Annotated in this window: 21 protein-coding genes and 2 pseudogenes; all 23 read left to right on the top strand. The window is 37.3% G+C overall.

What is annotated here, in order from left to right; translation table 11 throughout:
* Window positions 1-34: 34 nt before the first annotated feature.
* The 23 genes and pseudogenes from pyrH to ACUN28_RS10170 all read left to right on the top strand — a co-directional run bounded on the left by pyrH (window position 35) and on the right by ACUN28_RS10170 (window position 26,644).
* Complete coding sequence (pyrH, locus tag ACUN28_RS10060) at window positions 35-757, top strand: UMP kinase (RefSeq protein ID WP_000042667.1); 723 nt, start codon at window positions 35-37, stop codon at window positions 755-757.
* Between the two features lie 2 nt (window positions 758-759).
* Window positions 760-1,317 (top strand): ribosome recycling factor, encoded by a 558-nt coding sequence (gene frr / locus ACUN28_RS10065; protein ID WP_000531504.1) that lies wholly within the window; start codon window positions 760-762, stop codon window positions 1,315-1,317.
* 85 nt (window positions 1,318-1,402) lie between these two features.
* The gene (uppS, locus tag ACUN28_RS10070; protein WP_000971311.1) at window positions 1,403-2,179 is read left to right on the top strand and encodes an isoprenyl transferase; all 777 of its coding nucleotides are present in this window, start codon (window positions 1,403-1,405) and stop codon (window positions 2,177-2,179) included.
* A gap of 17 nt (window positions 2,180-2,196) precedes the next feature.
* The gene (cdsA, locus tag ACUN28_RS10075) at window positions 2,197-2,988 is read left to right on the top strand and encodes a phosphatidate cytidylyltransferase (RefSeq protein WP_016086608.1); all 792 of its coding nucleotides are present in this window, start codon (window positions 2,197-2,199) and stop codon (window positions 2,986-2,988) included.
* Window positions 2,989-3,011: 23 nt separating this feature from the next.
* Window positions 3,012-4,154: a 1-deoxy-D-xylulose-5-phosphate reductoisomerase gene (gene dxr / locus ACUN28_RS10080; protein ID WP_016086609.1), complete on the top strand. Its 1,143-nt coding sequence runs from the start codon at window positions 3,012-3,014 to the stop codon at window positions 4,152-4,154.
* Window positions 4,155-4,171: 17 nt separating this feature from the next.
* The gene (gene rseP / locus ACUN28_RS10085; protein ID WP_016086610.1) at window positions 4,172-5,428 is read left to right on the top strand and encodes an RIP metalloprotease RseP; all 1,257 of its coding nucleotides are present in this window, start codon (window positions 4,172-4,174) and stop codon (window positions 5,426-5,428) included.
* A gap of 109 nt (window positions 5,429-5,537) precedes the next feature.
* Window positions 5,538-7,238 (top strand): proline--tRNA ligase, encoded by a 1,701-nt coding sequence (locus ACUN28_RS10090; protein WP_016086611.1) that lies wholly within the window; start codon window positions 5,538-5,540, stop codon window positions 7,236-7,238.
* Between the two features lie 124 nt (window positions 7,239-7,362).
* Window positions 7,363-10,260, top strand: a pseudogene (locus tag ACUN28_RS10095) (PolC-type DNA polymerase III); the annotation flags it as partial.
* A gap of 743 nt (window positions 10,261-11,003) precedes the next feature.
* Window positions 11,004-12,818 carry a group II intron reverse transcriptase/maturase gene (ltrA, locus tag ACUN28_RS10100; RefSeq protein WP_179886386.1) on the top strand — a complete coding sequence of 605 codons (1,815 nt, stop codon included), beginning with the start codon at window positions 11,004-11,006 and terminating at the stop codon, window positions 12,816-12,818.
* Between the two features lie 97 nt (window positions 12,819-12,915).
* Window positions 12,916-14,331 (top strand): annotated as a pseudogene (locus tag ACUN28_RS10105) (PolC-type DNA polymerase III); the annotation flags it as partial.
* Between the two features lie 333 nt (window positions 14,332-14,664).
* Window positions 14,665-15,135, top strand: a complete 471-nt coding sequence (gene rimP / locus ACUN28_RS10110; RefSeq protein WP_000359095.1) for a ribosome maturation factor RimP — start codon at window positions 14,665-14,667, stop codon at window positions 15,133-15,135.
* A 17-nt stretch (window positions 15,136-15,152) separates the two neighbouring features.
* Window positions 15,153-16,259: a transcription termination factor NusA gene (nusA, locus tag ACUN28_RS10115; RefSeq protein ID WP_016086615.1), complete on the top strand. Its 1,107-nt coding sequence runs from the start codon at window positions 15,153-15,155 to the stop codon at window positions 16,257-16,259.
* A gap of 11 nt (window positions 16,260-16,270) precedes the next feature.
* The gene (gene rnpM / locus ACUN28_RS10120; RefSeq protein ID WP_000071127.1) at window positions 16,271-16,543 is read left to right on the top strand and encodes an RNase P modulator RnpM; all 273 of its coding nucleotides are present in this window, start codon (window positions 16,271-16,273) and stop codon (window positions 16,541-16,543) included.
* On the top strand, window positions 16,544-16,855 hold the full coding sequence (locus ACUN28_RS10125; RefSeq protein ID WP_016086616.1) for a YlxQ family RNA-binding protein: 312 nt from the start codon (window positions 16,544-16,546) through the stop codon (window positions 16,853-16,855).
* A gap of 4 nt (window positions 16,856-16,859) precedes the next feature.
* The gene (gene infB / locus ACUN28_RS10130; protein ID WP_016086617.1) at window positions 16,860-18,920 is read left to right on the top strand and encodes a translation initiation factor IF-2; all 2,061 of its coding nucleotides are present in this window, start codon (window positions 16,860-16,862) and stop codon (window positions 18,918-18,920) included.
* On the top strand, window positions 18,917-19,198 hold the full coding sequence (locus ACUN28_RS10135; RefSeq protein WP_000582364.1) for a DUF503 domain-containing protein: 282 nt from the start codon (window positions 18,917-18,919) through the stop codon (window positions 19,196-19,198). The genes infB and ACUN28_RS10135 overlap by 4 nt, the downstream gene beginning before the upstream one ends.
* Before the next feature lie 15 nt (window positions 19,199-19,213).
* Window positions 19,214-19,570 (top strand): 30S ribosome-binding factor RbfA, encoded by a 357-nt coding sequence (gene rbfA / locus ACUN28_RS10140; protein ID WP_016086618.1) that lies wholly within the window; start codon window positions 19,214-19,216, stop codon window positions 19,568-19,570.
* 86 nt (window positions 19,571-19,656) lie between these two features.
* Window positions 19,657-20,580 carry a tRNA pseudouridine(55) synthase TruB gene (gene truB / locus ACUN28_RS10145; protein ID WP_016086619.1) on the top strand — a complete coding sequence of 308 codons (924 nt, stop codon included), beginning with the start codon at window positions 19,657-19,659 and terminating at the stop codon, window positions 20,578-20,580.
* Window positions 20,581-20,623: 43 nt separating this feature from the next.
* Complete coding sequence (gene ribF, locus ACUN28_RS10150) at window positions 20,624-21,595, top strand: bifunctional riboflavin kinase/FAD synthetase (RefSeq protein ID WP_016086620.1); 972 nt, start codon at window positions 20,624-20,626, stop codon at window positions 21,593-21,595.
* A 100-nt stretch (window positions 21,596-21,695) separates the two neighbouring features.
* Window positions 21,696-21,965 (top strand): 30S ribosomal protein S15, encoded by a 270-nt coding sequence (gene rpsO / locus ACUN28_RS10155; protein ID WP_001229392.1) that lies wholly within the window; start codon window positions 21,696-21,698, stop codon window positions 21,963-21,965.
* Between the two features lie 160 nt (window positions 21,966-22,125).
* Window positions 22,126-24,264 carry a polyribonucleotide nucleotidyltransferase gene (pnp, locus tag ACUN28_RS10160; protein WP_016086621.1) on the top strand — a complete coding sequence of 713 codons (2,139 nt, stop codon included), beginning with the start codon at window positions 22,126-22,128 and terminating at the stop codon, window positions 24,262-24,264.
* A 152-nt stretch (window positions 24,265-24,416) separates the two neighbouring features.
* On the top strand, window positions 24,417-25,316 hold the full coding sequence (locus ACUN28_RS10165; RefSeq protein WP_016086622.1) for a polysaccharide deacetylase family protein: 900 nt from the start codon (window positions 24,417-24,419) through the stop codon (window positions 25,314-25,316).
* Between the two features lie 86 nt (window positions 25,317-25,402).
* Complete coding sequence (locus ACUN28_RS10170; RefSeq protein WP_000593006.1) at window positions 25,403-26,644, top strand: M16 family metallopeptidase; 1,242 nt, start codon at window positions 25,403-25,405, stop codon at window positions 26,642-26,644.
* Window positions 26,645-26,736: the final 92 nt, after the last annotated feature.

The following is a 26,736-nucleotide window of genomic DNA, read 5'->3' on the forward strand; positions in this document are numbered from 1 at the left end:
TTAAAATAAAGATGTAAGCAATTGGAGGTTCATTATGAGTAAACCGAAATATAATCGTGTCGTATTAAAGCTAAGCGGAGAAGCGTTAGCTGGCGAACAAGGATTTGGAATTAACCCATCTGTTATTAAATCAGTTGCGGAACAAGTGAAAGAAATTGCAGAACTTGATGTAGAAGTTGCTGTTGTTGTTGGTGGCGGAAACATTTGGCGTGGGAAAATCGGAAGTGAAATGGGAATGGATCGTGCTGGAGCAGATTACATGGGTATGTTAGCAACAGTTATGAACTCATTAGCTCTTCAAGATAGCCTAGAGAACATTGGAATTCAAACTCGTGTTCAAACTTCAATCGAGATGCGTCAAGTAGCAGAGCCTTACATTCGTCGTAAAGCAGTTCGTCATCTAGAGAAAAAACGTGTTGTGATCTTTGCAGCAGGTACAGGTAACCCATATTTCTCTACAGATACAACGGCAGCACTTCGTGCAGCGGAAATCGAAGCAGACGTTATCTTAATGGCGAAAAACAATGTAGATGGCGTATATAATGCAGATCCATCTCTTGACCCAACAGCTACGAAATACGAAACACTTACTTACTTAGATGTATTAAAAGAAGGTTTAGGTGTAATGGATTCAACAGCTTCTTCTTTATGTATGGACAATGATATTCCATTAATTGTATTCTCGGTTATGGAAAAAGGTAATATTAAACGTGCCGTTTTAGGCGAAAATATTGGAACAGTTGTAAGGGGGAAATAAATATGGGACAACAAGTATTGAAGTCTTCAAATGAAAAAATGGAAAAAGCAGTTGCTGCTTACTCTCGTGAATTAGCAACAGTTCGTGCAGGTCGTGCAAGCTCGTCTGTATTAGATAAGGTACAAGTTGATTACTATGGTGCACCAACACCTGTTGTGCAATTAGCGAACATTACAGTTCCAGAAGCACGTTTACTTGTAATTCAACCTTATGATAAAACTTCTATCGGTGATATTGAAAAAGCAATCTTAAAAGCAGATTTAGGCTTAAATCCTTCTAATGATGGAACTGTAATTCGTATTGCATTCCCTGCATTAACAGAAGAGCGTCGTCGTGATCTTGTAAAAGTTGTGAAAAAATATGCTGAAGAAGCAAAAGTTGCTGTTCGTAACGTACGTCGTGACGGTAACGATGATCTTAAGAAGCTTGAAAAAGCTGGCGATATTACAGAAGATGATTTAAGAGGATATACTGAAGATATCCAAAAAGAAACAGATAAATATATTGCAAAAGTTGACGAAATCGCAAAAAACAAAGAAAAAGAAATCATGGAAGTGTAATAGCGATACCTTCGCAAATATGACCCTCTTCTTAAGGGGGTCTTTTTACACTTTTAGGCATACGTCTGCTTGCTGGAGGGTATGAATGATGTTTAAAAACTTTCCTTTTTTTAAAAGTAAAAAGGTCGCATCGTTTGATCATCTCGTTGAAAAAGTGAAAAAAGGATACATCCCAGAACATATTGCTATCATTATGGATGGTAATGGAAGATGGGCAAAGAGGAGAGCGATGCCTCGTATTGCGGGACATCATGAAGGCATGCAAGTTGTAAAGAAAATCACAAAATTTGCAAGCAAACTTAATGTGAAAGTATTAACTCTTTATGCTTTTTCAACTGAGAACTGGAAAAGACCGAAAAAGGAAGTTGACTATTTAATGAGGCTTCCAGAAGAATTTCTAGGTACATTTTTACCAGAATTGATTGAAGAGAACGTTCAAGTTCGAGTAATAGGACAACAAGATCGTCTTCCTACGCATACACGCAGAGCGATGGAAAAGGCCATGGAAGATACGAAAGAGAATACGGGATTAATTCTTAATTTCGCGTTAAACTATGGAAGTCGAGATGAAATCGTTTCTGCTGTGCAACATATGGTGAAAGATAGTGAGGAAGGAAAAATTCGTGTTGAAGATGTAAGTGAAGAAATGCTTTCTTCCTATTTAATGACGAGTTCTTTACCTGACCCAGAGTTGTTAATCCGTACGAGCGGAGAGCTACGGATTAGTAATTTCATGTTATGGCAAATTGCATATTCGGAATTTTGGTTTACAGATGTGTATTGGCCAGATTTTACCGAGGAACATTTGCTAAATGCAATTACAGACTTTCAGCATAGAGGGCGCAGATTCGGAGGCGTGTAGAAAGAGAGGGTTTGGTAGTGAAACAGAGAATTATTACTGGAGTGGTTGCTGCCGCGCTATTCATTCCCATCGTAATTTACGGTGGCGTGCCTTTTACGGTTTTAGTGTATGCACTTGCTTCTATAGGTTTATATGAATTAATTCGTATGAATAAGCTTACGCTTATTTCAGTACCAACAGTTTTAGCTGCAGTATTATTATGGATTATTTTAATTCCAAGCAGTGCATCAGAACTGTTTACGCAGATTGGATTAGGTAAATTAGAAATCACATTTGTGATTGTTTTATTACTTTTATCATATACAGTCCTTTCTAAGAATACATTTACTTTTGACAATGCTTCATTTTTACTAATGGCAACAACATATGTTGGAATGGGATTCCTATATTTGAATGAAACGAGAATATTAGGAATTAAATATGTGTTTTGTGCATTATTTGTTATATGGGCTACTGATTCAGGCGCATATTTCGTAGGAAAGGCATTAGGAAAGAGGAAATTGTGGCCAGAAATTAGTCCAAATAAAACGATTGAAGGTTCATTAGGCGGCATCGTTTGTGGAATTGTTGTGGCACTCGTTTACAATATGTTCTTCCCAGTTGAGGCTAATGTAGGGATTTTAATTGTGTTGACAATTATCATTTCTATTTTTGGACAAATTGGTGATTTAGTACAGTCTGCATTTAAACGTCATTATGGCGTAAAGGATTCAGGTACAATTTTACCTGGACATGGTGGTATATTAGATCGAACAGATAGTTGGTTATTCGTTTTACCAATTCTCTACTTCTTATTACAATACAATTAATAAATGAACGAGGGGTTGGAGTCATGAAAAACATTAGTTTATTAGGTGCAAGCGGATCAATTGGTACACAAACTTTAGATGTATTACGCTCGCACCCAGACCAATTCCGTCTCGTTGCTTTTTCTGTAGGGAAAAATATTGACTACGCAGTAAAGGTAATTCAAGAATTTTCTCCGCAAATCGTCTCTGTGCAAAGAGAGGAAGATGTTTTAAAATTACAAGCTGTCTCTGGTAATACAAAAATTGTATATGGTAGTGAAGGGCTCTTAGAAGTAGCATTACATCCAGATGCGGAGATTGTAGTAAATGCTGTTGTAGGTAGCGTAGGGTTGTTACCAACACTTCGTGCAATTGAGGCGAAAAAAACAATTGGAATTGCAAACAAAGAAACGTTAGTAACTGCAGGGCATCTTGTAATGGAAGCGGCACGAAAACATAATGTTTCGTTACTTCCAGTAGATAGTGAACATTCAGCTATTTTTCAATGTTTGAATGGTGAAAATGAAAAAAGAATTTCTCGACTAATTATTACGGCTTCTGGTGGAAGTTTCCGTGATAAAACGAGAGATGAATTGCATCATGTGACCGTAGAAGATGCGCTTAGACATCCAAACTGGTCAATGGGTTCGAAAATTACAATTGATTCTGCTACAATGATGAATAAGGGACTAGAAGTAATTGAAGCACATTGGCTTTTTGGTATCCCTTATGAGCAAATCGATGTTGTTTTACATAAAGAAAGTATTATCCATTCTATGGTTGAATTTGAAGATCGTAGTGTAATGGCACAGCTTGGCTCACCTGATATGCGAGTACCAATTCAATACGCACTTACATATCCTGATCGATTACCTCTTTCAGACACAAAGCAGTTGAATTTATGGGAAATGGGTACATTGCATTTTGAGAAAATGAACCAAGAACGTTTCCGTTGCTTGCGTTTTGCGTATGAAGCTGGAAAAGCAGGTGGAAGTATGCCAGCTGTAATGAATGCAGCGAATGAAGTAGCTGTTGAAGCTTTTTTACAAAAGAGAATTGGTTTCTTAACAGTGGAAGACCTCATTGAAAAAGCAATGAACCATCACAATGTCATTGCACGTCCGAGCTTAGAGGAAATTCTGGAAATTGATGCAGCCACAAGACGGTTTGTGATGGAACAAATTTAGCAAAGGTGGTTATGGAATTGAATACAGCGATTGCCTTTATATTAATTTTCGGTGCACTCGTATTTTTCCATGAGCTAGGGCATCTATATTTCGCAAAAAGAGCAGGTATTTTATGCCGTGAGTTTGCGATTGGTTTTGGTCCGAAAATATTCTCATTTGAAAAGAATGAAACGGTGTATACGATTCGATTACTGCCTCTTGGTGGCTATGTAAGAATGGCTGGCGAGGATGCAGATACAGTTGAATTAAAGCCTGGGAAAAAGGTTGGCCTCGTATTAAATGAAAAAGACGAAGTTGCGAAATTAGTTTTTGATGGATATGAAAAGTATCCAAATGTTCGCGTTATTGAAGTGGAACAAGCTGATTTAGAGCATAATCTAACAATTTCGGGCTATGAAGAGTACGAGGAAGAGCTTCAAACATTCCGAGTGAATGAAAAGGCTCGTATTATTACTGCTGGTGAAGAAATTCAAATTGCTCCGTATAATAGGCAGTTTGGCTCTAAGAAATTGGGACAACGTGCTTTAACAATCTTTGCAGGTCCTGCAATGAATTTCATTTTAGCATTTGTTATTTTTGTGATTCTTGGATTTGTACAAGGTGTTCCTGTTGACAAGCCAATGGTCGGAAAAGTGATGGAGAATAGTGCAGCTGAGCAAGCTGGATTAAAAGAAAATGATGCAATTCAAGCGATCGATGGGAAAAACACCAGTACATGGAAAGATGTTGTTACCATTGTACGTGAAAACCCAAATAAAGAAATTACGTTACAAGTAAAGCGTGATAATGAACAGTTTAATGTAAAAGTAACGCCGACGCTCGATAAAGAAGGAAAAGACGAAGTAGGTAGAATTGGTGTTTACTCTCCTGTAGAGAAAACAGTGATGGGTTCTATTAAATCAGGTTTTGAACAAACATACCAATGGACGAAACTAATTTTTGAGTCTCTTGTGAAATTAGTAACTGGTCAATTCTCTATTAATGAGTTGTCAGGTCCAGTAGGAATTTATAATCTAACAGATCAAGTTGTAGATTATGGATTTACGCGTGTATTAAGTTTAGCGGCAGTGTTAAGTATTAACCTTGGTTTATTTAATTTACTACCAGTCCCTGCTTTAGACGGTGGACGTTTGTTCTTCTTCTTAATTGAAGCGTTACGCGGGAAACCGATTGACCGTCAAAAAGAAGGAATGGTTCACTTTATTGGTTTTGCATTATTAATGTTACTTATGTTAGTTGTAACTTGGAATGACATTCGTAAGTTTTTCTTGTAAAATAAAGTGAAACTTATAATGAAATAGAGCTCGTAGAATAAAATCCCTCACCTAACTCGAGGTGAGGGGTTTTACTGCGTGTAAGAGTAAAATGAAGAGGTGCGAATAAATGAAACAAAGTATGGTATTCAGTCCTACATTACGTGAAGTTCCAGCTGATGCGGAGATTAAGAGTCATCAGTTATTACTTCGTGCAGGTTTTATGCGTCAAAATGCTTCTGGTATTTATAGTTTTCTACCATTTGGATTAAAAGTACTACACAAAGTAGAACGTATCGTTCGAGAAGAAATGGAGCGCGCAGGTGCTGTAGAATTATTAATGCCAGCGATGCAAGCTGCAGAATTATGGCAAGAATCAGGCCGTTGGTATTCTTACGGATCTGAATTAATGCGTATGAAAGATCGTAATGCTCGTGAATTCGCATTAGGAGCGACACATGAAGAAGTAATTACGGATCTTGTACGTGATGAAGTGAAATCGTATAAAAAATTACCGTTAACATTATACCAAATTCAAACAAAATTCCGTGATGAACAAAGACCTCGTTTTGGTTTATTACGTGGAAGAGAGTTTCTAATGAAAGATGCATACTCTTTCCATGCTACACAAGAGAGCTTAGATGAAGTGTACGATCGCTTATACAAAGCATACTCTAACATTTTTGCTCGTTGTGGCTTGAATTTCCGTGCAGTTATTGCTGACTCTGGAGCGATGGGCGGAAAAGATACGCATGAATTTATGGTATTATCTGAAGTTGGTGAAGATACAATTGCATACTCTGATACATCTGATTATGCAGCGAACATCGAAATGGCTCCTGTTGTAGCTACGTATACGAAGAGTGACGAAGCAGAAAAAGCACTTGAAAAGGTAGCAACACCAGACCAAAAAGCAATTGAAGAAGTATCTGCATTCTTAAACATTGAAGCTGACAAGTGTATTAAGTCTATGGTATTTAAAGTAGATGAGAAATTAGTAGTTGTACTTGTTCGTGGTGATCATGAAGTAAACGATGTAAAAGTGAAAAATGTATACGGCGCTTCAGTTGTTGAGCTTGCTTCTCATGAAGAAGTGAAAGAATTATTAAATTGTGAAGTTGGTTCATTAGGACCGATTGGTGTAACAGGTGACATCGAAATTATCGCTGACCATGCTGTAGCATCAATTGTCAACGGATGTTCAGGAGCAAACGAAGAAGGATTCCATTATGTAAATGTAAATCCAGAACGTGACTTTAAAGTGAGTCAATATACAGATTTACGCTTCATTCAAGAAGGAGACCAATCTCCAGATGGAAACGGAACAATTCTTTTCGCACGCGGAATTGAAGTTGGTCATGTATTCAAATTAGGAACTCGTTATAGTGAAGCAATGAACGCAACATTCCTAGATGAAAACGGAAAAACACAACCACTTATTATGGGTTGTTACGGTATCGGTGTGTCTCGTACAGTGGCAGCAATCGCAGAGCAGTTTAATGATGAGAACGGTTTAGTTTGGCCAAAAGCTGTTGCACCGTTCCATGTACATGTAATTCCAGTAAATATGAAATCTGATGCACAACGTGAAATGGGTGAGAGCATCTACAACTCATTACAAGAGCAAGGATATGAAGTATTACTAGATGATCGTGCAGAACGTGCGGGTGTTAAATTTGCAGATGCAGATTTATTCGGCCTTCCAGTTCGCGTGACAGTTGGTAAAAAAGCAGACGAAGGTATTGTAGAAGTGAAAGTACGTGCTACAGGCGAGTCTGAAGAAGTGAAAGTAGAAGAACTTCAAACATATATTGCAAATATTTTAAAATAAGAAGAGGTACCTCGTAATGAGGTACCTTCTCTTTCTTTGTAAACGTATTTTGTAAAAGAAGAAGGGAGAAATCTTTCTTTGTAGTACGTTTCACTTTATAATAGCAAATGGAAGGAGAGTGCTTATGTCTTTAACAAATGAACAACAAGAGCGATTTCAAATTTTACTCCAGCAGTTGCAAATACCAGATGACCTTATAAATCAATATTTACAAGGCGGTGGTATTGAAAGGCTCGTTATTGATAAAGCGAATAAAAGTTGGCATTTTGATTTACAAGTGCCACGTATTTTGCCTACAGAAGTATATGAATTGCTAGAAACAAAGCTTAAGCAATCATTTTCTCATATTGCAAGAACAACATTTGCATTAGAAACAGAGAATAAACAATTTACAGAAGAAGAGGTAAGAGCGTATTGGCCGCTTTGTACGGAACGAATTACATTTTCACCTATGTTTGCTTACTTAAAGAAGCAGCTTCCGCAGGTGAATGGCGTGAAGTTGCTAATAAATGTGAATAATGAGCTGGAATCTACTGCTTTAAAGAAAAACGTTGCGAAACCAGTAGGTGATCAATATGAAACTTTTGGATTCCCGCGTTTTCAGTTAGACACACATATACAGCAAAATACAGAAGAAATGCAAAAGTTTCGTGAGCAAACGCAGCAAGAAGACCGCGAGCGTGTTATACAAGCTATGGAAGAAATGGCGAAGAAGCAAGCTGAAGAAAGCAGCGTTGTGCATGAAGGGCCGATCACACTCGGGTATCTTATTAAGCCAGATGAAGAGATTACACCGATGCGAGAAATTCAAGATGAAGAAAGAAGAAAAACGGTTCAAGGATATGTCTTCCATGTGGAAACAAAAGAGCTTCGTAGTGGACGTACGTTATTAACTTTAAAAATAACGGATTATACAGATTCTATTATGATCAAAATGTTCTCACGTGATAAAGAAGATATTCCAATGCTACAATCCTTGAAAAAAGGAATGTGGGTGAAGGCTCGTGGTTCTGTCCAAAATGATACATTTGTTCGAGATTTAGTAATGATTGCAAATGACATTAATGAAATAACAGGACCGTCTCGTAAAGATAAAGCGCCAGAAGGCGAAAAACGTGTAGAGCTTCACCTTCATACGCCAATGAGCCAAATGGATGCTGTTACTCCTGTTTCTAGACTTGTTGCCCAAGCAGGTAAATGGGGACATGAGGCTATTGCGGTTACAGACCATGCTGTGGCTCAGTCGTTCCCGGAAGCATATTCTGCGGGGAAAAAGGCTGGAGTTAAAGTTATATACGGTGTAGAAGCGAATTTAGTTAATGACGGTGTACCAATAGCGTATAACGAAGCGCATCGTTTACTTGCAGAGGAAACGTATGTTGTCTTTGACGTTGAGACGACAGGGTTATCAGCTGTATACGATACAGTCATTGAGTTGGCTGCTGTAAAAGTAAAAGGTGGCGAAATTATTGATCGCTTCGAATCGTTCGCAAATCCGCATCAACCATTATCGGCGACGATTATTGAATTAACAGGTATTACAGATGATATGTTAACGGATGCGCCAGAAGTGGACGAAGTGTTTAAAAAGTTTGAGGAATGGATGGGCGACCATACACTTGTTGCTCATAACGCAAGCTTCGATATGGGCTTTATTAACGTAGGTTTTAAAAAGGCTGGACTAGAAAAAACGAATAACCCAGTTATTGATACGTTAGAACTTGCAAGATTCTTATTCCCGGAAATGAAAAACCATCGATTGAATACGATGTGTAAAAAGCTTGATATTGAATTAACGCAACATCACCGTGCGATTTATGATACAGAAGCAACAGGATACTTACTTGTGAAAATGTTAAAAGATGTGATTGAAAAGGGATTTGAATATCACGATCAATTAAATGATAGTATGGGGCAAGGGGATGCGTATAAGCGTGGACGTCCAAGTCATATGACGTTACTTGCCACATCAGATGTAGGATTGAAAAATTTATATAAACTTGTTTCCTATTCTCACCTAAATTACTTTTACCGTGTACCACGTGTACCAAGGTCACTATTAAAAAAATACCGTGAAGGGATTTTAGTAGGAACGGCTTGCGATAAAGGTGAAGTGTTTGAGGCAATGATGCAAAAAGCTCCTGAAGAGGTAGAAGAAATTGCGCAGTTCTATGATTACATTGAAGTAATGCCTCCAGAGGTGTTACGTCATTTAGTAGAGCGTGAACTTGTTCGAGATGAGGGGCAATTAAAAACAATTATTTCTAATTTAGTAAAACTAGGTGAGACGTTAGATAAACCAGTTGTTGCTACAGGAAACGTGCATTATTTAGACCCAGAGGATGCGATGTATCGCAAAATTTTAGTCAGTTCGCAAGGCGGAGCCAATCCGTTAAACCGACATTCATTACCGCCTGTACATTTCCGTACAACGGATGAAATGTTAGAGTGTTTTTCATTCTTAGGTGAAGACACAGCGAAAGAAATTGTTGTCACGAATACACAAAAGGTTGCATCGTTAATTGGTGACGTTCATCCAGTAAAAGATGATCTATATACACCGAAAATTGAAGGTGCAGATGATGAAACGCGTGACATGAGTTATAAAATGGCGCGTAGCATTTATGGTGAAGAGTTACCTGAAATTGTAGAAGCACGTTTAGAAAAAGAGTTAAAAAGTATTATTGGGCATGGATTCGCCGTAATTTATTTAATTTCACATAAGCTTGTGAAAAAATCGTTAGTAGACGGATATCTAGTAGGTTCGCGTGGATCGGTAGGTTCATCATTCGTTGCGACGATGATGGAAATTACAGAAGTAAATCCATTACCACCGCATTATGTATGTCCGAATTGTAAGCAATCAGAATTCTTTAATGACGGTTCGGTAGGTTCTGGTTTCGACTTACCAGATAAAGAGTGTCCGGTATGCAATATTCCATATGTAAAAGATGGACATGATATTCCGTTCGAAACGTTCCTTGGATTTAAAGGAGATAAGGTACCCGATATTGATTTGAGTGTGACACGTTCTTAACTGAAAAGGTTAAGCACTAGCATCTGCTAGTAGAACTGCTATTCCAAAGTATGGAATGATGGAGTAACGTCCTGAAACATACTCACTGAAGCTACGGCAAGCGATAGCGATATTGCAAACATCAACATCGTTTGAAGCCCGTTAAAGTAGGCTGAAGTTCATCCTAACGTAAAAGACGAGGAAAGGGAGATATAAATCTTCTGTGAATGATAGGTCTGGTGTCTATAAAATTCCTATGGTTAGAATCAGTAGAATGACTGGGACGAACCCTCGACTGACTTTTCGTGAATGTCACGTTATAGAAATATAACGGGGTCCAAAGAGGACTTCCAAGTGTGGATGAGTAAGCGTTTGGTTATGAAAATCCATACTGTGTTACAGGCACAGTCAAGCTTGGCGGAATTTAGGGGGAACCTAAGGGGATTATGTACAGATAAGAATAGTGGAACGTGTGAAGCTTTCGACATAAGAGAAGATTGCACTTCGATGACGATGGTATGTGGAAAGGCAGATGCTATAACACATTTTACGAAAGTGGCAGTAGTGCCGTAGTACCGCTTAATGAAATGCCGAAGATGACTGAATAACCAATAAGTCGGAGGATAAAAACATTTCAGAGGGAAGGGCACAAGTCGTTAACGTCGAAAACAAAACCTACAAAAGTCAGATTGGTGTATGACCAAAGAGAAACGAAAACTTCATAAGGAAGTGATTAGTTGGCTGACTTGATGATTCAAAAGTTAAGAAACAATGAATATTTTGGCTTGCAATCAATTTTTGATCATCTTTATGAAGAAAGCAAAAAGGGTCGATATTTCAAAAATATTTATGAGTTGATTATTTCTGAAGAAAATATTCGATTAGCCTTTCGTAATTTAAAAAGCAATACAGGTAGTAAAACGAAAGGTACAAATGGACACACAATAAAACATCTTAATAAAATAGATGCCGACAAGCTAATTAGATTAACGAAGAAGAGATTGGAAAACTACATGCCACATGCAGTAAGACGTGTGTTTATACCAAAGCCAAACGGAAAAATGCGACCTCTAGGGATTCCAACGATTGAAGACCGATTAATTCAGCAAATGTTCCTGCAAATTTTGGAACCGATTGTTGAAGCGAAGTTTCATCCGCAAAGCTATGGTTTTCGACCAAAACGAAGCACTCATGACGCTTTAGCTAGGTGCTATCACATGGTCAATCACAGTCATCAACATTTTGTAGTGGACATAGATATTAAAGGTTTCTTTGATAACGTTAATCATAAAAAGCTAATGAGGCAACTATGGACAATTGGAATACATGATAAAAAAGTTTTATACATCATCAAAAAGATGCTGAAGGCGGAAGTTACAGGTGAAGGCATTCCTGTTAAAGGGACTCCTCAAGGTGGTATTTTATCTCCATTGCTAGCCAACGTTGTATTAAATGAACTTGACTGGTGGGTATCAAACCAATGGGAAACAAAACCAACAAGAGTACCTTATAAATTAAAACGTAATAAAACGGATGCACTTAAAAAGACAAGGTTAAAACCAATGTATCTAGTAAGGTATGCAGATGATTTTAAAATCTTCACAAATTCCTACGAAAACGCTAGAAAGATTAAAATAGCGGTTGAAAAATGGCTCAAGGAAAGATTGGGGCTTGAGATAAGTGAAGAAAAAAGTAAAATCACAAACTTACGGAAAAACGGTACCGATTTTTTAGGAATTCGATTTAGAGCAGTTCAGAAGGGAAATGCTAAAACTGGTTATATTGTAAATTCTAAAATGGACCCGAAAGCAAAAGGCAAAGTATTGGGTGTCATTAGGCATCAATTAGTGAAACTAAGAAAAAGTCCTACTCCAGAAAAAGTAATGAACTTTAACTCGAACATTCTCGGTTTGCATAATTACTACAAAATTGCGACCAGAATTTCTCAAGATTTTAATGAGATAAGACATAAAGTTCATCCAAATATAAAATCATTGATGTTTAGAAACATCTTTGTTTATACAAAGGAAACGAATAATATCATTGATAAGTTTTATGGAGATTATAATTGTCCAAGGTTTAAAAGTAATGGATTACTGGTCTATCCTATTGAAGCAATTCGACATGATATACGAGGTCAAAGAGACCCTAACTTCTCTGTTTATAATAAAAAGGATAGGGCATCAATTCATAAAGAAATAAAACGTGTGTCTGTGCGGGAAATCGAAATGTTTCGTAAAGGAATATATAAAACAAAAAGTGTTCTGTATGAAAATAATCGCTTAAGTAAATATGTCGCGCAAAAAGGATGTTGTGGCATAACGGGAGAACGATTGACTCCTCATAATGCTATATGTCATCACATCAAGCCAACAGGGCAAGGTGGTAGTGATGAATGTCACAACTTGATTATTATTAATAGGAAATATCATATGTTAATTCACAATAAAGACCCTCTTGCAAATGAAGATTATAAAAAAATGCTAGGCAAATTCGATAAGAAAGCATTAAGTAAATTAAATAAGCTGAGAACGGAAGTAGGAAATCCAAAACTCAGCTTATAAATTTCGAAAAAGTTAACGATGGAACGCCGTGTGAGTGTGAAAGCCTCATGCACGGTGTGGAGTGGGGGAAAAGTTGGAGATAATATCAAATGCTTACCTATCACTATACTTCTCCGGAGAATACCAACCACGTGCCCATAATTATACGAAAATACTGTTCGGTGAAGATTATGTATACCGTGCGGGTACAATAGGTACAGTTGCGGAAAAAACCGCGTATGGGTATGTAAAAGGTTATGCAAATGATCATAATTTAACGATTCGAAATGCAGAGATTGATCGCTTAGTAGCAGGATGTACCGGCGTAAAACGTACGACTGGACAGCATCCAGGTGGTATTATCGTTGTGCCAGATTACATGGACATCTTTGATTTCTCACCAATTCAGTTTCCGGCGGATTCAATAGGGGCTGAGTGGAGAACGACACACTTTGATTTCCACTCGATCCATGATAATTTATTGAAACTTGATATACTAGGACACGATGATCCGACTGTTATTCGTATGTTACAAGATTTAAGTGGTATTGATCCGAAAACAATCCCAACGGACGATCCAGAAGTAATGAAAATCTTCTCAGGCCCGGAATCGTTAGGGGTAACGGAAGAACAAATTAACTGTAAAACAGGTACACTTGGTATACCAGAGTTTGGTACGAAATTCGTAAGGCAGATGTTAGAAGAGACGAAACCTACGACATTCTCTGAGTTAGTCCAAATTTCTGGACTATCACATGGTACGGACGTATGGCTTGGTAATGCAAACGAGTTAATTTATAACGGTACATGTACGCTGAGTGAAGTTATCGGTTGTCGTGATGACATCATGGTATATTTAATCTATCAAGGTTTAGACCCATCATTAGCCTTCAAAATCATGGAGTCAGTTCGTAAAGGTAAAGGTGTACCAGAAGAATGGGAAGAGGACATGAAAAGTAATAATGTACCAGGTTGGTATATTGATTCATGTAAGAAAATTAAGTACATGTTCCCTAAAGCCCATGCGGCTGCTTACGTACTTATGGCTGTACGTATTGCATACTTTAAAGTACATTTCGCGCTTCTATTCTATGCGGCATACTTTACAGTTCGTGCAGATGACTTTGACGTAGAGGCGATGGCGAAAGGTTCAGCAGCTATACGTGTAAGAATTGACGAAATTGCGCAAAAAGGTTTGGATGCAGCGCCGAAAGAGAAAAGTTTATTAACAGTACTAGAAATGACACTTGAAATGTGTGAGCGTGGATACTCATTCCAAAAGGTTGATTTATACCGTTCGCATGCAACAGATTTTATTATTGATGGGGATACTTTAATTCCTCCATTTAATGCAGTGCCTGGACTTGGTACAAACGCAGCTTTAAGTATTGTAGAAGCACGAAAAAATGGAGATTTCTTATCAAAAGAAGATTTACAGCAGCGCAGTAAGGTTTCGAAAACAATTATTGAGTATTTAGATAGTCAAGGTTGCTTAGGCGATCTACCTGATCAAAACCAGTTATCACTGTTCTAATAGGCAGGAAAAGTCTTTGCAAATCAACATTTGCTATGGTATACTATTAACCGAGATAACCATGTCATGTATATTGTGTGAAAAGAAGAGTGGGGAAACCCACTCTTTCGTGTTACTATCTACGTTTTATTGATGTAGAGAGGTAAGAAATTTCTGTCGTATATACATATTTTGTTACAAGTTTTACTTCTTAAATTTGGTAATACTAAGACAGATATTCCCTGCTAAACGGCAGGGGCTTTTGTTAGCTAACGAGAAAGAATAAGATGGACCGTTTTTATGAACGGGGTCTTTTCTTGTAAATGGTACATGGCGGCAGGAAGGAGGCTGTTTATGGATAAGAAAGTCACAGAAGTTGTAGAAGCATTTGCGCAGCCGATCGTTGAAGAGTTAAATCTTGAACTTGTAGATGTAGAGTATGTGAAAGAAGGACAAGACTGGTTCTTACGCGTATTCATCGATTCTGAAAAGGGAGTCGACATTGAAGAATGCGGTGCGGTAAGTGAACGTTTAAGCGAAGCTTTAGATAAAGAGGATCCAATTCCTCATCTTTACTTTTTGGATGTATCATCTCCTGGAGCAGAACGCCCATTAAAGAAAGAGAAAGACTTCCAGCAAGCGGTAGGAAAGCAAGTGGCAATAAAAACATATGAGCCGATTGATGGTGAAAAGATGTTTGAAGGGAAGCTACTTTCTTACGATGGTACTACAATTACACTATTATTAACAATTAAAACACGTAAAAAAGAAATCCAAATTCCAATGGATAAAGTTGCAAATGCGCGACTTGCTGTTACGTTTTAGTTAGAAGGGGGATCTTCATGAGCACTGAGTTGTTAGATGCCTTGCTCGTATTAGAGTCAGAAAAAGGAATTAGCAAAGATATTATTATTGATGCGATTGAAGCAGCGTTAATCTCTGCTTATAAACGCAATTTTAACCAAGCACAAAACGTTCGTGTGAGCTTTAACCCAGAAGTGGGAACAATTCAAGTTTTAGCACGTAAAGACGTTGTTGATAACGTGTTTGATCCACGTCTTGAAATTTCTGTTGAGGAAGCAAGACAAATTAATCCAAACTATCAAGATGGTGACGTACTAGAAATTGAAGTAACACCAAAAGATTTCGGTCGCATTGCAGCACAAACTGCAAAACAAGTTGTAACACAACGAGTGCGTGAAGCAGAGCGTGGTGTTATTTACTCTGAGTTTAGTGACCGTGAAGAAGATATCATGGTGGGTATTGTACAACGTCAAGATGCTCGTTTCATCTATGTAAGCTTAGGGAAAGTAGAAGCTTTATTACCTGTAAGTGAGCAAATGCCAAACGAACAGTATAAACCACATGATCGCATTCGTGTATTCATTACGAAAGTAGAAAAAACAACGAAGGGACCACAAATTTACGTATCACGTACACATCCTGGTCTTTTAAAACGTTTATTCGAAATGGAAGTTCCTGAAATTTATGATGGAACTGTTGAAATTCGTTCTGTAGCACGTGAAGCAGGAGATCGTTCTAAAATTTCTGTACATGCAGAGAACATTGATGTTGATCCAGTAGGTTCTTGTGTAGGACCGAAAGGACAACGTGTACAACGCATTGTAGATGAACTAAAAGGTGAAAAGATTGACATCGTTCGCTGGTCAAATGATCCAGTAGAATATGTTGCAAATGCTTTAAGCCCATCACAAGTTGTTAAAGTGCTTGTAGATGAAGAAGAAAAAGCAACAACTGTTGTTGTTCCAGACCACCAGCTTTCATTAGCTATCGGTAAGCGTGGACAAAATGCACGTCTTGCAGCTAAATTAACAGGCTGGAAAATTGATATTAAGAGTGAGTCTGATGCGAAACAACTTGGTATTGTAACAGAAGAAGATAGCGTAATCGCATTCGGATTCGATTCAGCTGAAGACGAAATCGAATAGAGGTGATGAGTGTGAGCAATCGAAAAGTTCCGTTACGAAAATGTGTTGCAACGCAAGAAATGAAATCAAAACGAGAGCTCGTTCGCATTGTTCGTTCCAAAGAGGGAGAAGTGTCCATTGATTTAACTGGAAAGAAATCAGGACGAGGTGCTTATTTATCAAAAGATAAAGAAAGTATTCTTCAAGCCCAAAAGAAAAATGTTTTGGAACATCATCTAAAAGCGAAAATCGACGGTTCTCTATACGAAGAGCTTCTTGAGCTTGTTGAGAAGGAGTCGAAATAAGTGTCCGATTGGAAATCGTTTTTAGGACTAGCAAACCGGGCTCGGAAAATTATTTCGGGTGAAGAACTTGTTTTAAAAGAAGTACGAAGTGGCAAAGCAAAGCTTGTATTGCTATCTGAAGATGCGTCAGCAAATACAACAAAACGTATCACGGATAAAACAACGTATTACAACGTACCAATGAGAAAGGTCGAAAATCGACAACAATTAGGGCATGCGATTGGGAGAGATGAGCGAGTCGTTGTAGCTGTGTTAGATGAAGGCTTTGCGAAAAAGCTGCGTAGCATGCTCGATACAAATTACCGGGGGTGAAGGTATGAGTAAAATTCGAGTGCATGAATATGCAAAACAACATAATATCTCAAGTAAAGATCTTATGACAAAACTAAAAGAAATGAATATCGAGGTTTCGAATCATATGACAATGTTAGACGATGAAGTAGTAAACAAATTAGATAATGAATATCAAGCAGAAAAACCTTCTGTTGCAGATGAGTTTGAAGTAGAAGAAAAAGTTGTTCGTAGCAAAAAGAACAGCAATAAGAAGAAGAAAAAAGGCAAAGGGAACGAAGACAAACGTCAAGATAACTTTGCTGGAAGACAACAAACGCAAACTGTAGAAACACCAGATAAAATCACTTTTTCTGGAAGCCTTACAGTAGGTGAGCTTGCTAAAAAGTTAAGCAAAGAGCCGTCTGAAATTATTAAGAAGCTCTTCATGATTGGAATTATGGCAACAATTAACCAAGACTTAGATAAAGATACAATTGAGTTAATTGCTACTGATTACGGTATTGAAGTAGAAGAAGAAGTAGTTGTAAGTGAAACTGAATTTGAGACATTCATCGATGAGCAAGATGATGAAGAAAACTTAAAAGAGCGTCCAGCTGTAGTTACAATTATGGGACACGTTGACCATGGTAAAACAACTTTACTTGACTCTATTCGTAATTCAAAAGTAACTGCAGGCGAAGCAGGTGGAATTACTCAACATATTGGTGCATACCAAGTTGAAGTAAATGATAAGAAGATTACATTCTTAGATACACCTGGTCACGCGGCATTTACAACGATGCGTGCTCGTGGTGCGCAAGTAACGGATATTACAATCCTTGTTGTTGCAGCTGATGACGGTGTTATGCCACAAACAGTTGAAGCAATTAGCCATGCGAAAGCAGCTGGAGTACCAATTATTGTAGCTGTGAATAAAATGGATAAACCAGCGGCAAATCCTGATCGTGTAATGCAAGAATTAACAGAATACGAATTAGTTCCAGAAGCTTGGGGCGGAGACACAATTTTCGTACCAATTTCTGCAATTCAAGGCGAGGGAATTGACAACTTGCTAGAAATGATTCTTCTTGTAAGTGAAGTAGAAGAATATAAAGCAAATCCAAATCGTTATGCAACTGGTACTGTAATCGAAGCACAGCTTGATAAAGGTAAAGGAACTATCGCGACATTACTTGTTCAAAACGGTACGCTTCGAGTTGGAGATCCAATCGTTGTTGGTACTTCATTCGGACGTGTTCGTGCAATGGTAAGTGATATTGGTCGTCGTGTAAAAGTTGCTGGTCCATCAACTCCTGTTGAAATTACAGGTTTAAATGAAGTACCACAAGCGGGAGATCGTTTCATGGCATTCGCTGATGAGAAGAAAGCTCGTCAAATCGGTGAATCACGTGCACAAGAAGCGTTACTTGCTCAACGTGGTGAGAAATCTAAATTAAGCCTTGAAGATTTATTCCAACAAATCCAAGAGGGCGATGTAAAAGAAATTAACTTAATTGTGAAAGCAGACGTACAAGGTTCTGTAGAAGCAATGGCAGCATCACTTCGTAAAATTGATGTTGAAGGCGTAAAAGTAAAAATTATCCATACAGGCGTAGGTGCGATTACAGAATCTGATGTTATTTTAGCTTCTGCATCTAATGCAATTGTAATTGGATTTAACGTACGCCCTGATGTGAATGCGAAGCGTACAGCTGAATTAGAGAATGTTGATGTTCGTTTACACCGTATTATCTATAAAGTAATCGAAGAAATCGAATCAGCAATGCAAGGTATGCTGGATCCAGAATTCGAAGAAAAAGTAATCGGTCAAGCGGAAGTACGCCAAACATTCAAAGTAACGAAAGTTGGAACAATCGCAGGTTGTTACGTAATTGACGGTAAAATTACACGTGATAGTGGCGTGCGTATTATCCGTGATGGCGTAGTAATTTTCGAAGGACAACTTGATACGTTAAAACGTTTCAAAGACGACGTAAAAGAAGTTGCACAAAACTATGAGTGTGGTATCACAATTGAGAGATATAATGATCTTAAAGAAGGGGACATCATTGAAGCGTACATTATGGAAGAAGTGAAGCGATGATTATCGCTTCACTCTCATTCGAGTGTATGATTTACGATGTGCATTCTTTAAAAGAGAAACGAGCAATTTTGCAACGAGTGCTAACACGTGTGAAGCAGCGTTATAACGTAGCTGTTTCAGAAGTAGGGCATCAAGATGTATGGCAACGTACAGAAATTGCAATTGTTTCCGTATCCTCAAATCGTGTTATTTGTGAAAAAGAAATGAATCGTGTACTTGAGTACATCGATTCATTTCCTGAAATTGAACGTACGATAACACAATTGGAATGGTACTGAATGAGGTGAAGAGTTATGAAATTACGTGCAAACCGTGTAGGCGAGCAAATGAAAAAAGAATTAGGCGACATCATCAGTCGTAAAATTAAAGACCCACGTGTCGGTTTTGTTACAGTAACAGATGTACAAGTGAGTGGAGATTTACAAATTGCTACTGTGTATATTTCTGTTTTAGGTGATGAAGAACAGAAAGAAAGTACATTAAAAGGTTTAGCGAAGGCAAAAGGCTTCATTCGTTCAGAAATTGGCCAGCGTATTCGTCTTCGTAAAACACCGGAAATTTCCTTTGAGTTTGATGAGTCTATCGGATATGGTCATCGAATTGATACACTTTTACATGAAATTAATAAAGACGGTAAACGTGAAGAATAATGGATAGACATTTGTCTATCCATTTTTTCAATGCAAAATAAATTTTGGGTAATTACTATGAAAGAATTATGATGAGGTGAACATATATGGAAGGTGTAGTATTATTACATAAGCCAAAAGGCATGACATCACATGATTGTGTATTTAAATTAAGAAAGATATTGCGTGAGAAACGAATTGGGCATACAGGAACATTAGATCCAGATGTAACAGGGGTATTACCCATTTGTGTTGGACGCGCAACAAAGATTGCACAATTTTTAACAAGTGAAACGAAAACATATGAAGGTGAAGTAACACTTGGATTTTCAACGACAACTGAAGATGCTTCTGGTGAAGTTGTTGAAACGAAAAATGTAGATCGTGTGATTACTCGTAAGGAAGTGGAAGGGGTTCTTGCGGCATTAACAGGTACGATTGAGCAAATGCCTCCGATGTTTTCAGCTGTAAAGGTTAACGGAAAAAAACTATATGAATATGCAAGAGCAGGACAAGAAGTTGAACGTCCAGTTCGTACAATAACAATTCATGAGTTTGCATTACTTGATGACCGTGAAGTGTTTGAAGGGGAAAATGTTTCATTTCGTTTCCGTGTAACGTGTAGTAAAGGAACATATGTAAGAACATTAGCAGTAATGATTGGTGAAAAACTTGGTTTTCCATCACATATGTCTCACCTTGTAAGAACGGCTTCTGGGGAATTTTTATTAGAAGACTGCATATCATTTGAAGAAATTGAAGAAAACGTGCAAAATGGAACAGTAGAGTCTATCTTCATTTCAATTGATGAAGCATTAAGTAAGTTCCCGAAAATGGTTGTAGATGAAAAGCAAGCAGAGAAAATAAAAAATGGTATGTTCTTAAAGAACGAATTAGAAACAACAGCACCATTTATTACAGTATTTGATCAAAATGATCGTTGCTTAGCAATTTATGAGCATCATCCAAAACACCCTGGCATGCTAAAGCCGATGAAAGTACTTGTGAATAATCAAGAACTAAAGCTATAATGAATTATTGGAAGGATTATTACAGAAAAAGGTGAATTCAAGCGTGAAACTTATTCATTTAACTCATCCACATGAACAAAATAAATTAGAATTACCACCTACTGTAATGGCATTAGGATTTTTTGATGGCATTCATTTAGGACATCAATGTGTAATTCGAACTGCGAAAAAAATAGCGGATGAACGGGGATATAAAAGTGCAGTTATGACATTTTATCCTCACCCATCTGTTGTTTTAGGGAAAAAGGATGCGCATGTGGAGTATATTACACCGATGCGTGATAAAGAGAAAATAGTCGAAAGTTTAGGAATCGATATATTATATGTTATTAAATTTGATGAATCATTTGCGGGTTTATTGCCACAACAATTTGTAGATGATTATATTATTGGTTTAAATGTAAAGCATGTAGTAGCAGGATTTGATTATTCATATGGACGTTTAGGAAAAGGGAAGATGGAGACTTTACCATTTCATGCAAGAGGGGAGTTTACACAGACTGTGATTGAAAAAGTTGAATTTCAAGAAGAGAAAGTAAGTTCTACAGCATTACGAAAGTTAATTCGAAATGGCGAAATGGAACAAATTCCATCTATTTTAGGTAGAGCGTATACAGTCGGAGGAACAGTTGTACACGGTGATAAACGTGGACGTCAAATTGGTTTTCCAACAGCTAATGTAGGTTTAAGTGATGAGTATCTATTACCACCTGTAGGTGTTTATGCCGTGAGATTAAAAGTTCACGATGAATGGTACGATGGTGTATGTAATATTGGATATAAACCAACGTTTAAGGATGATGAGCGTCAATTATCTATTGAAGTGCATTTATTTGAATTTAACAACGACATATATGATCAAAGTGTTACGGTAGAGTGGCATATGCATATAAGAGAAGAGAAGAAATTCAATGGCATCGATGAGTTAGTTGAACAAATTGCAAAAGATAAGAAAACAGCACAAGAATATTTTGCGAACGGAAAGAATATACTTGCTTTTTCAAATGAAAAGTAGTATTCTATGTTATGTACTTTATGACAACCATTGCTTGGCATTGCGACTCACCGACGCTTGCTAGGTAATTGGGGGTTTAATTAATAGGAGGTGAAATAGGATGGCTTTAACACAAGAGCGTAAAAATGAAATCATTGCACAATTTAGAACTCATGAGACTGATACTGGTTCTCCAGAGGTTCAAATTGCTGTCCTAACGGAGCAAATTAACACTCTAAACGAGCACTTACGTACTCACAAGAAAGATCATCATTCACGTCGTGGTCTATTAAAGATGGTTGGTAAACGTCGTAACTTACTAACTTACCTTCGTAATAGCGATATCACACGTTACCGTGAATTAATCACAAAGCTTGGCTTACGTCGATAGTCAAAGAAGCGGGAATATTCCCGCTTTTTTGTTAGGTAAAAATATATCTTCTACCCTTTATAGCTTACTTCATTTTCGGTAATACTAGAGGTAGAATATTGTGATATACTATCCATTTACATAGAAGAATTGAATACTTTAAATTGAGAGGGGTACTTAAATGAGTCAAGAAAAGCAAGTCTTCTCGATAGATTTAGCTGGTCGTCAGCTAACAGTTGAAACAAGTCAGCTTGCGAAGCAAGCGAACGGAGCAGTATTAGTAAGATATGGCGATACAGCGGTTCTATCTACAGCAACTGCATCAAAAGAACCAAAAAATGTAGATTTCTTCCCACTTACAGTAAACTATGAAGAGCGTTTATATGCAGTCGGAAAAATTCCTGGCGGTTTCATTAAACGTGAAGGTCGTCCGAGTGAAAAAGCAATTTTGGCAAGTCGTTTAATCGACCGCCCAATTCGTCCACTTTTCGCAGATGGTTTCCGTAACGAAGTACAAGTTGTCAGCATAGTAATGAGTGTTGATCAAGATTGTTCTTCTGAAATGGCAGCTATGCTTGGTTCTTCATTAGCGTTATCGATTTCAGATATTCCATTTGAAGGCCCAATCGCGGGTGCGACAGTTGGTCGTATTAACGGCGAATTCGTTATTAATCCAACAGTAGAACAGCAAGAACAAAGTGATATTCACCTTGTTGTGGCTGGTACGAAAGATGCAATTAACATGGTTGAAGCAGGAGCAGATCAAGTGCCTGAAGAAACAATGTTAGAAGCAATTATGTTTGGACATGACGAAATTAAACGTCTAATTGCATTCCAAGAAGAGATTGTACAAGCTGTAGGTAAAGAGAAATCAGAAGTGAAACTTTATGAAGTTGATGCTGATCTTAATCAAGCTGTACGTGAAATGTCTGAGAAGGATATGCATGCTGCAATTCAAGTACATGAGAAACATGCACGTGAAGATGCAATTAACGAAGTGAAAAAGCGTGTAATTGAGCATTACGAAGCGCAGGAAGCTGACGCTGATACATTAGGACAAGTAAGTGAGATTTTATATAAAATTGTAAAAGAAGAAGTACGTCGTCTTATTACAGTTGAAAAAATCCGCCCAGATGGCCGTAAAGGTGACGAAATTCGTCCATTAGCATCAGAGGTTGGCATTTTATCTCGTACACACGGTTCTGGTTTATTCACACGTGGACAAACACAAGCATTAAGTATTTGTACATTAGGCGCATTAGGCGATGTGCAAATTTTAGATGGTCTTGGTGTAGAGGAATCAAAACGCTTTATGCACCATTACAATTTCCCATCATTTAGTGTTGGTGAAACAAGACCGATGCGTGGACCAGGTCGTCGTGAAATTGGTCACGGTGCACTAGGAGAACGTGCTCTTGAGCCTGTAATTCCATCTGAAAAAGATTTCCCATATACAGTACGTCTTGTATCTGAAGTTTTAGAATCAAATGGTTCTACTTCACAAGCAAGTATTTGTGGTAGTACTTTAGCAATGATGGATGCTGGTGTTCCACTTAAAGCTCCAGTTGCAGGTATTGCAATGGGTCTAGTTAAAACTGGTGAGCATTACACAATTTTATCTGATATTCAAGGTATGGAAGATCATTTAGGTGATATGGACTTTAAAGTAGCAGGTACAGCAAAAGGTGTAACTGCACTGCAAATGGACATTAAAATCGATGGTTTATCTCGTGAAATTTTAGAAGAGGCATTACAACAAGCGAAAGTTGGTCGTGTGCACATTCTAAATCATATGTTATCTGTTATTGCAGAGCCACGTACTGAATTATCAGCTTACGCTCCAAAAATTATTACAATGACAATTAACCCAGATAAAATCCGTGACGTTATTGGGCCGAGCGGTAAACAAATCAATAAAATTATTGAAGAAACTGGCGTTAAAATTGACATCGAGCAAGATGGTACAGTATTCATTTCTTCAATCAATCAAGAAATGAATGACAAAGCTAAGAAAATTATCGAAGATATCGTTCGCGAAGTACAAGTAGGTGAAATCTACGAAGGAAAAGTGAAACGTGTTGAGAAATTCGGTGCTTTCGTTGAATTATTCAGCGGTAAAGATGGATTAGTTCACATTTCAGAACTTGCACTTGAGCGTGTAGGTAAAGTAGAAGACGTTGTGAAGATCGGTGATGTAATTACAGTTAAAGTTATCGAGATTGACAAGCAAGGTCGTGTGAATCTATCTAGAAAAGTATTGCTAAAAGAAGAGCAAGAAAAAGAAGCTGCTAAAGAAGAAAACAAACAAGAGCAGCAATAAGTAAAAGCCAGTTTATCTGGCTTTTTTTGTTATGTAAAAAATATGATTTACATATATTTTTATGTCAGTATAGGTATAGTTTTCATTATAACGCTCAAATTAACAAAGATAAGAAGAAAAATGGTTTTTATATAGTTAATGGGAGGGTTTATATGAAAGCTCGTATATTGGCATACATATGTATATTATTTTTATATGTCAGTGTAGGCTCTTATTCCGTTTTTGCACAGGATAACTTATATGAAGAAATTCAAAAACATGCAAAACAATATGAGATTGCACCTCAAAATGCGATGATTGATAAGATATGGAAAGCAACACCGGGATATAATGGAAGACAAGTTGATATTGAAGCATCATATAGTAATATGAAGAAACTAAAGAAATTTGATCAAAAACATCTTGAATTCAAGGAAGTATCACCGAGTGTCCACTTAGAAGATTTACCATCAGCCCCAATTTATAGGGGACATCCAAATAAAAAGATGGTGGGGTTAACAATAAATGTGGCATGGGGAAACGAGTATTTACCTCGTATATTAGAGGTATTGAAAAAACATGATGTGAAGGCGACTTTCTTTTTAGAAGGACGCTGGGTGAAAGAAAATTTGCGATTTGCAAAAATGATTGTCGATGCAAATCAAGAAGTCGGAAATCATTCTTACACACACCCTAATATGAAAACGCTATCGTCTGATGAAATACGAGATCAGTTACAAAAAACAAATCGAATGATCGAAGCAGCTACGAATCAAAAGGTGAGATGGTTTGCTCCGCCGAGTGGAAGTTTTCGGGATGAAGTCGTGAAAATTGCAGATGATTTCCAAATGGGAACGATTATGTGGACTGTAGATACAATTGATTGGAAGCGACCTGATCCAGATGTACTATTGCAGAGAGTGATGAGAAAAATACATCCAGGTGCTATCGTATTAATGCATCCAACTTCATCTACAGCAGAAGCATTAGATACAATGATTACAAAATTAAAGGAACAAGGATATAAAGTAGGGAATATAACAGAATTACTGGATGAAAAACGTGTGGATTAAATACATTTGCATGACATTCATCCTTAAACTTGTTATCATTAAATAATAGCACTTATTTAGAGAAACTGGCAGTAGGAGGAAAGTTTTTGATTAAAAAATATACTTGTAAAAATGGTGTAAGAATCGTTATGGAGAATATACCAACCGTAAGATCGGTTGCGATTGGCATTTGGATCCATGCGGGATCAAGAAATGAAAATGAAAAAAATAACGGGGTTTCCCACTTTTTAGAGCATATGTTCTTTAAAGGAACAGAAACACGTAGTGCACGCGAAATTGCAGAATCATTTGATAGCATTGGTGGGCAAGTGAATGCTTTTACTTCAAAAGAATACACTTGTTACTATGCAAAAGTGCTAGATGAGCATGCTAAATATGCTTTAGATGTATTAGCAGATATGTTCTTTAATTCAACATTTGATGAAGAGGAACTGAAAAAAGAGAAGAATGTCGTATGTGAAGAAATTAAAATGTACGAAGATGCTCCAGATGATATTGTGCATGATATGTTAACGAAAGCAACATATGAAACGCATCCGCTTGGATATCCTATTTTAGGAACAGAAGAAACGCTGGATACGTTTACAGGTGATACGCTACGCCAATATATCAAGGATCATTATACACCTGAAAATGTAGTTGTTTCAGTTGCAGGAAATATTGATGAAGCCTTCTTACAAACGGTAGAGCAATATTTCGGTAGTTATGAAGGAACAACAAACCGTGAACAAGTACATAGCCCAATTTTCCATTTTAATAAGGTAGCACGTAAAAAGGAAACAGAACAAGCTCATTTATGTTTAGGATATAAAGGCTTACAAATGGGACATGAAGATATTTATAACTTAATTGTATTAAATAATGTTTTAGGCGGTAGTATGAGTAGCCGTTTATTCCAAGAAGTACGTGAGCAACGTGGGTTAGCCTACTCAGTATTTTCTTACCATTCTTCTTATGAAGATACAGGAATGTTAACACTGTATGGTGGAACAGGTAGCCAACAACTAGATACACTGTATGAAACAATGCAAGAAACATTAGAAACATTGAAAAATACAGGTATTACTGAAAAAGAGCTTATTAATAGTAAAGAGCAATTAAAAGGAAACTTAATGTTAAGTTTAGAAAGTACGAATAGTCGTATGAGCCGTAATGGTAAAAATGAATTGCTTCTTCGTAAGCACCGTTCACTTGATGAAATCATTGAAAGTGTAAACACTGTAACAAAAGAAAATGTTGATGAGTTAATTCGTAACATGTTTACAGATGAATTCTCTGCAGCATTAATTAGTCCAGATGGAAAACTTCCAAAAGGAATAAAACTATAATTGCTTTATATGAAGTATGTAAAAATAACCGTATCTCTTTTAAAAGAGATACGGTTATTTTTTTGGGATGTACAGAATAGGTAGTAATTATG

The sequence above is a fragment of the Bacillus sp. WC2507 genome (assembly GCF_052656125.1).

What these genes read in the sequence shown, in the direction of transcription:
- pyrH (WP_000042667.1), top strand. Translation starts at nt 35, where the DNA reads ATGAGTAAACCGAAATATAATCGTGTCGTATTAAAGCTAAGCGGAGAA.
- frr (WP_000531504.1), top strand. Translation starts at nt 760, where the DNA reads ATGGGACAACAAGTATTGAAGTCTTCAAATGAAAAAATGGAAAAAGCA.
- uppS (WP_000971311.1), top strand. Translation starts at nt 1,403, where the DNA reads ATGATGTTTAAAAACTTTCCTTTTTTTAAAAGTAAAAAGGTCGCATCG.
- dxr (WP_016086609.1), top strand. Translation starts at nt 3,012, where the DNA reads ATGAAAAACATTAGTTTATTAGGTGCAAGCGGATCAATTGGTACACAA.
- ACUN28_RS10090 (WP_016086611.1), top strand. Translation starts at nt 5,538, where the DNA reads ATGAAACAAAGTATGGTATTCAGTCCTACATTACGTGAAGTTCCAGCT.
- ltrA (WP_179886386.1), top strand. Translation starts at nt 11,004, where the DNA reads ATGATTCAAAAGTTAAGAAACAATGAATATTTTGGCTTGCAATCAATT.
- rimP (WP_000359095.1), top strand. Translation starts at nt 14,665, where the DNA reads ATGGATAAGAAAGTCACAGAAGTTGTAGAAGCATTTGCGCAGCCGATC.
- nusA (WP_016086615.1), top strand. Translation starts at nt 15,153, where the DNA reads ATGAGCACTGAGTTGTTAGATGCCTTGCTCGTATTAGAGTCAGAAAAA.
- infB (WP_016086617.1), top strand. Translation starts at nt 16,860, where the DNA reads ATGAGTAAAATTCGAGTGCATGAATATGCAAAACAACATAATATCTCA.
- ACUN28_RS10135 (WP_000582364.1), top strand. Translation starts at nt 18,917, where the DNA reads ATGATTATCGCTTCACTCTCATTCGAGTGTATGATTTACGATGTGCAT.
- rbfA (WP_016086618.1), top strand. Translation starts at nt 19,214, where the DNA reads ATGAAATTACGTGCAAACCGTGTAGGCGAGCAAATGAAAAAAGAATTA.
- truB (WP_016086619.1), top strand. Translation starts at nt 19,657, where the DNA reads ATGGAAGGTGTAGTATTATTACATAAGCCAAAAGGCATGACATCACAT.
- rpsO (WP_001229392.1), top strand. Translation starts at nt 21,696, where the DNA reads ATGGCTTTAACACAAGAGCGTAAAAATGAAATCATTGCACAATTTAGA.
- pnp (WP_016086621.1), top strand. Translation starts at nt 22,126, where the DNA reads ATGAGTCAAGAAAAGCAAGTCTTCTCGATAGATTTAGCTGGTCGTCAG.
- ACUN28_RS10165 (WP_016086622.1), top strand. Translation starts at nt 24,417, where the DNA reads ATGAAAGCTCGTATATTGGCATACATATGTATATTATTTTTATATGTC.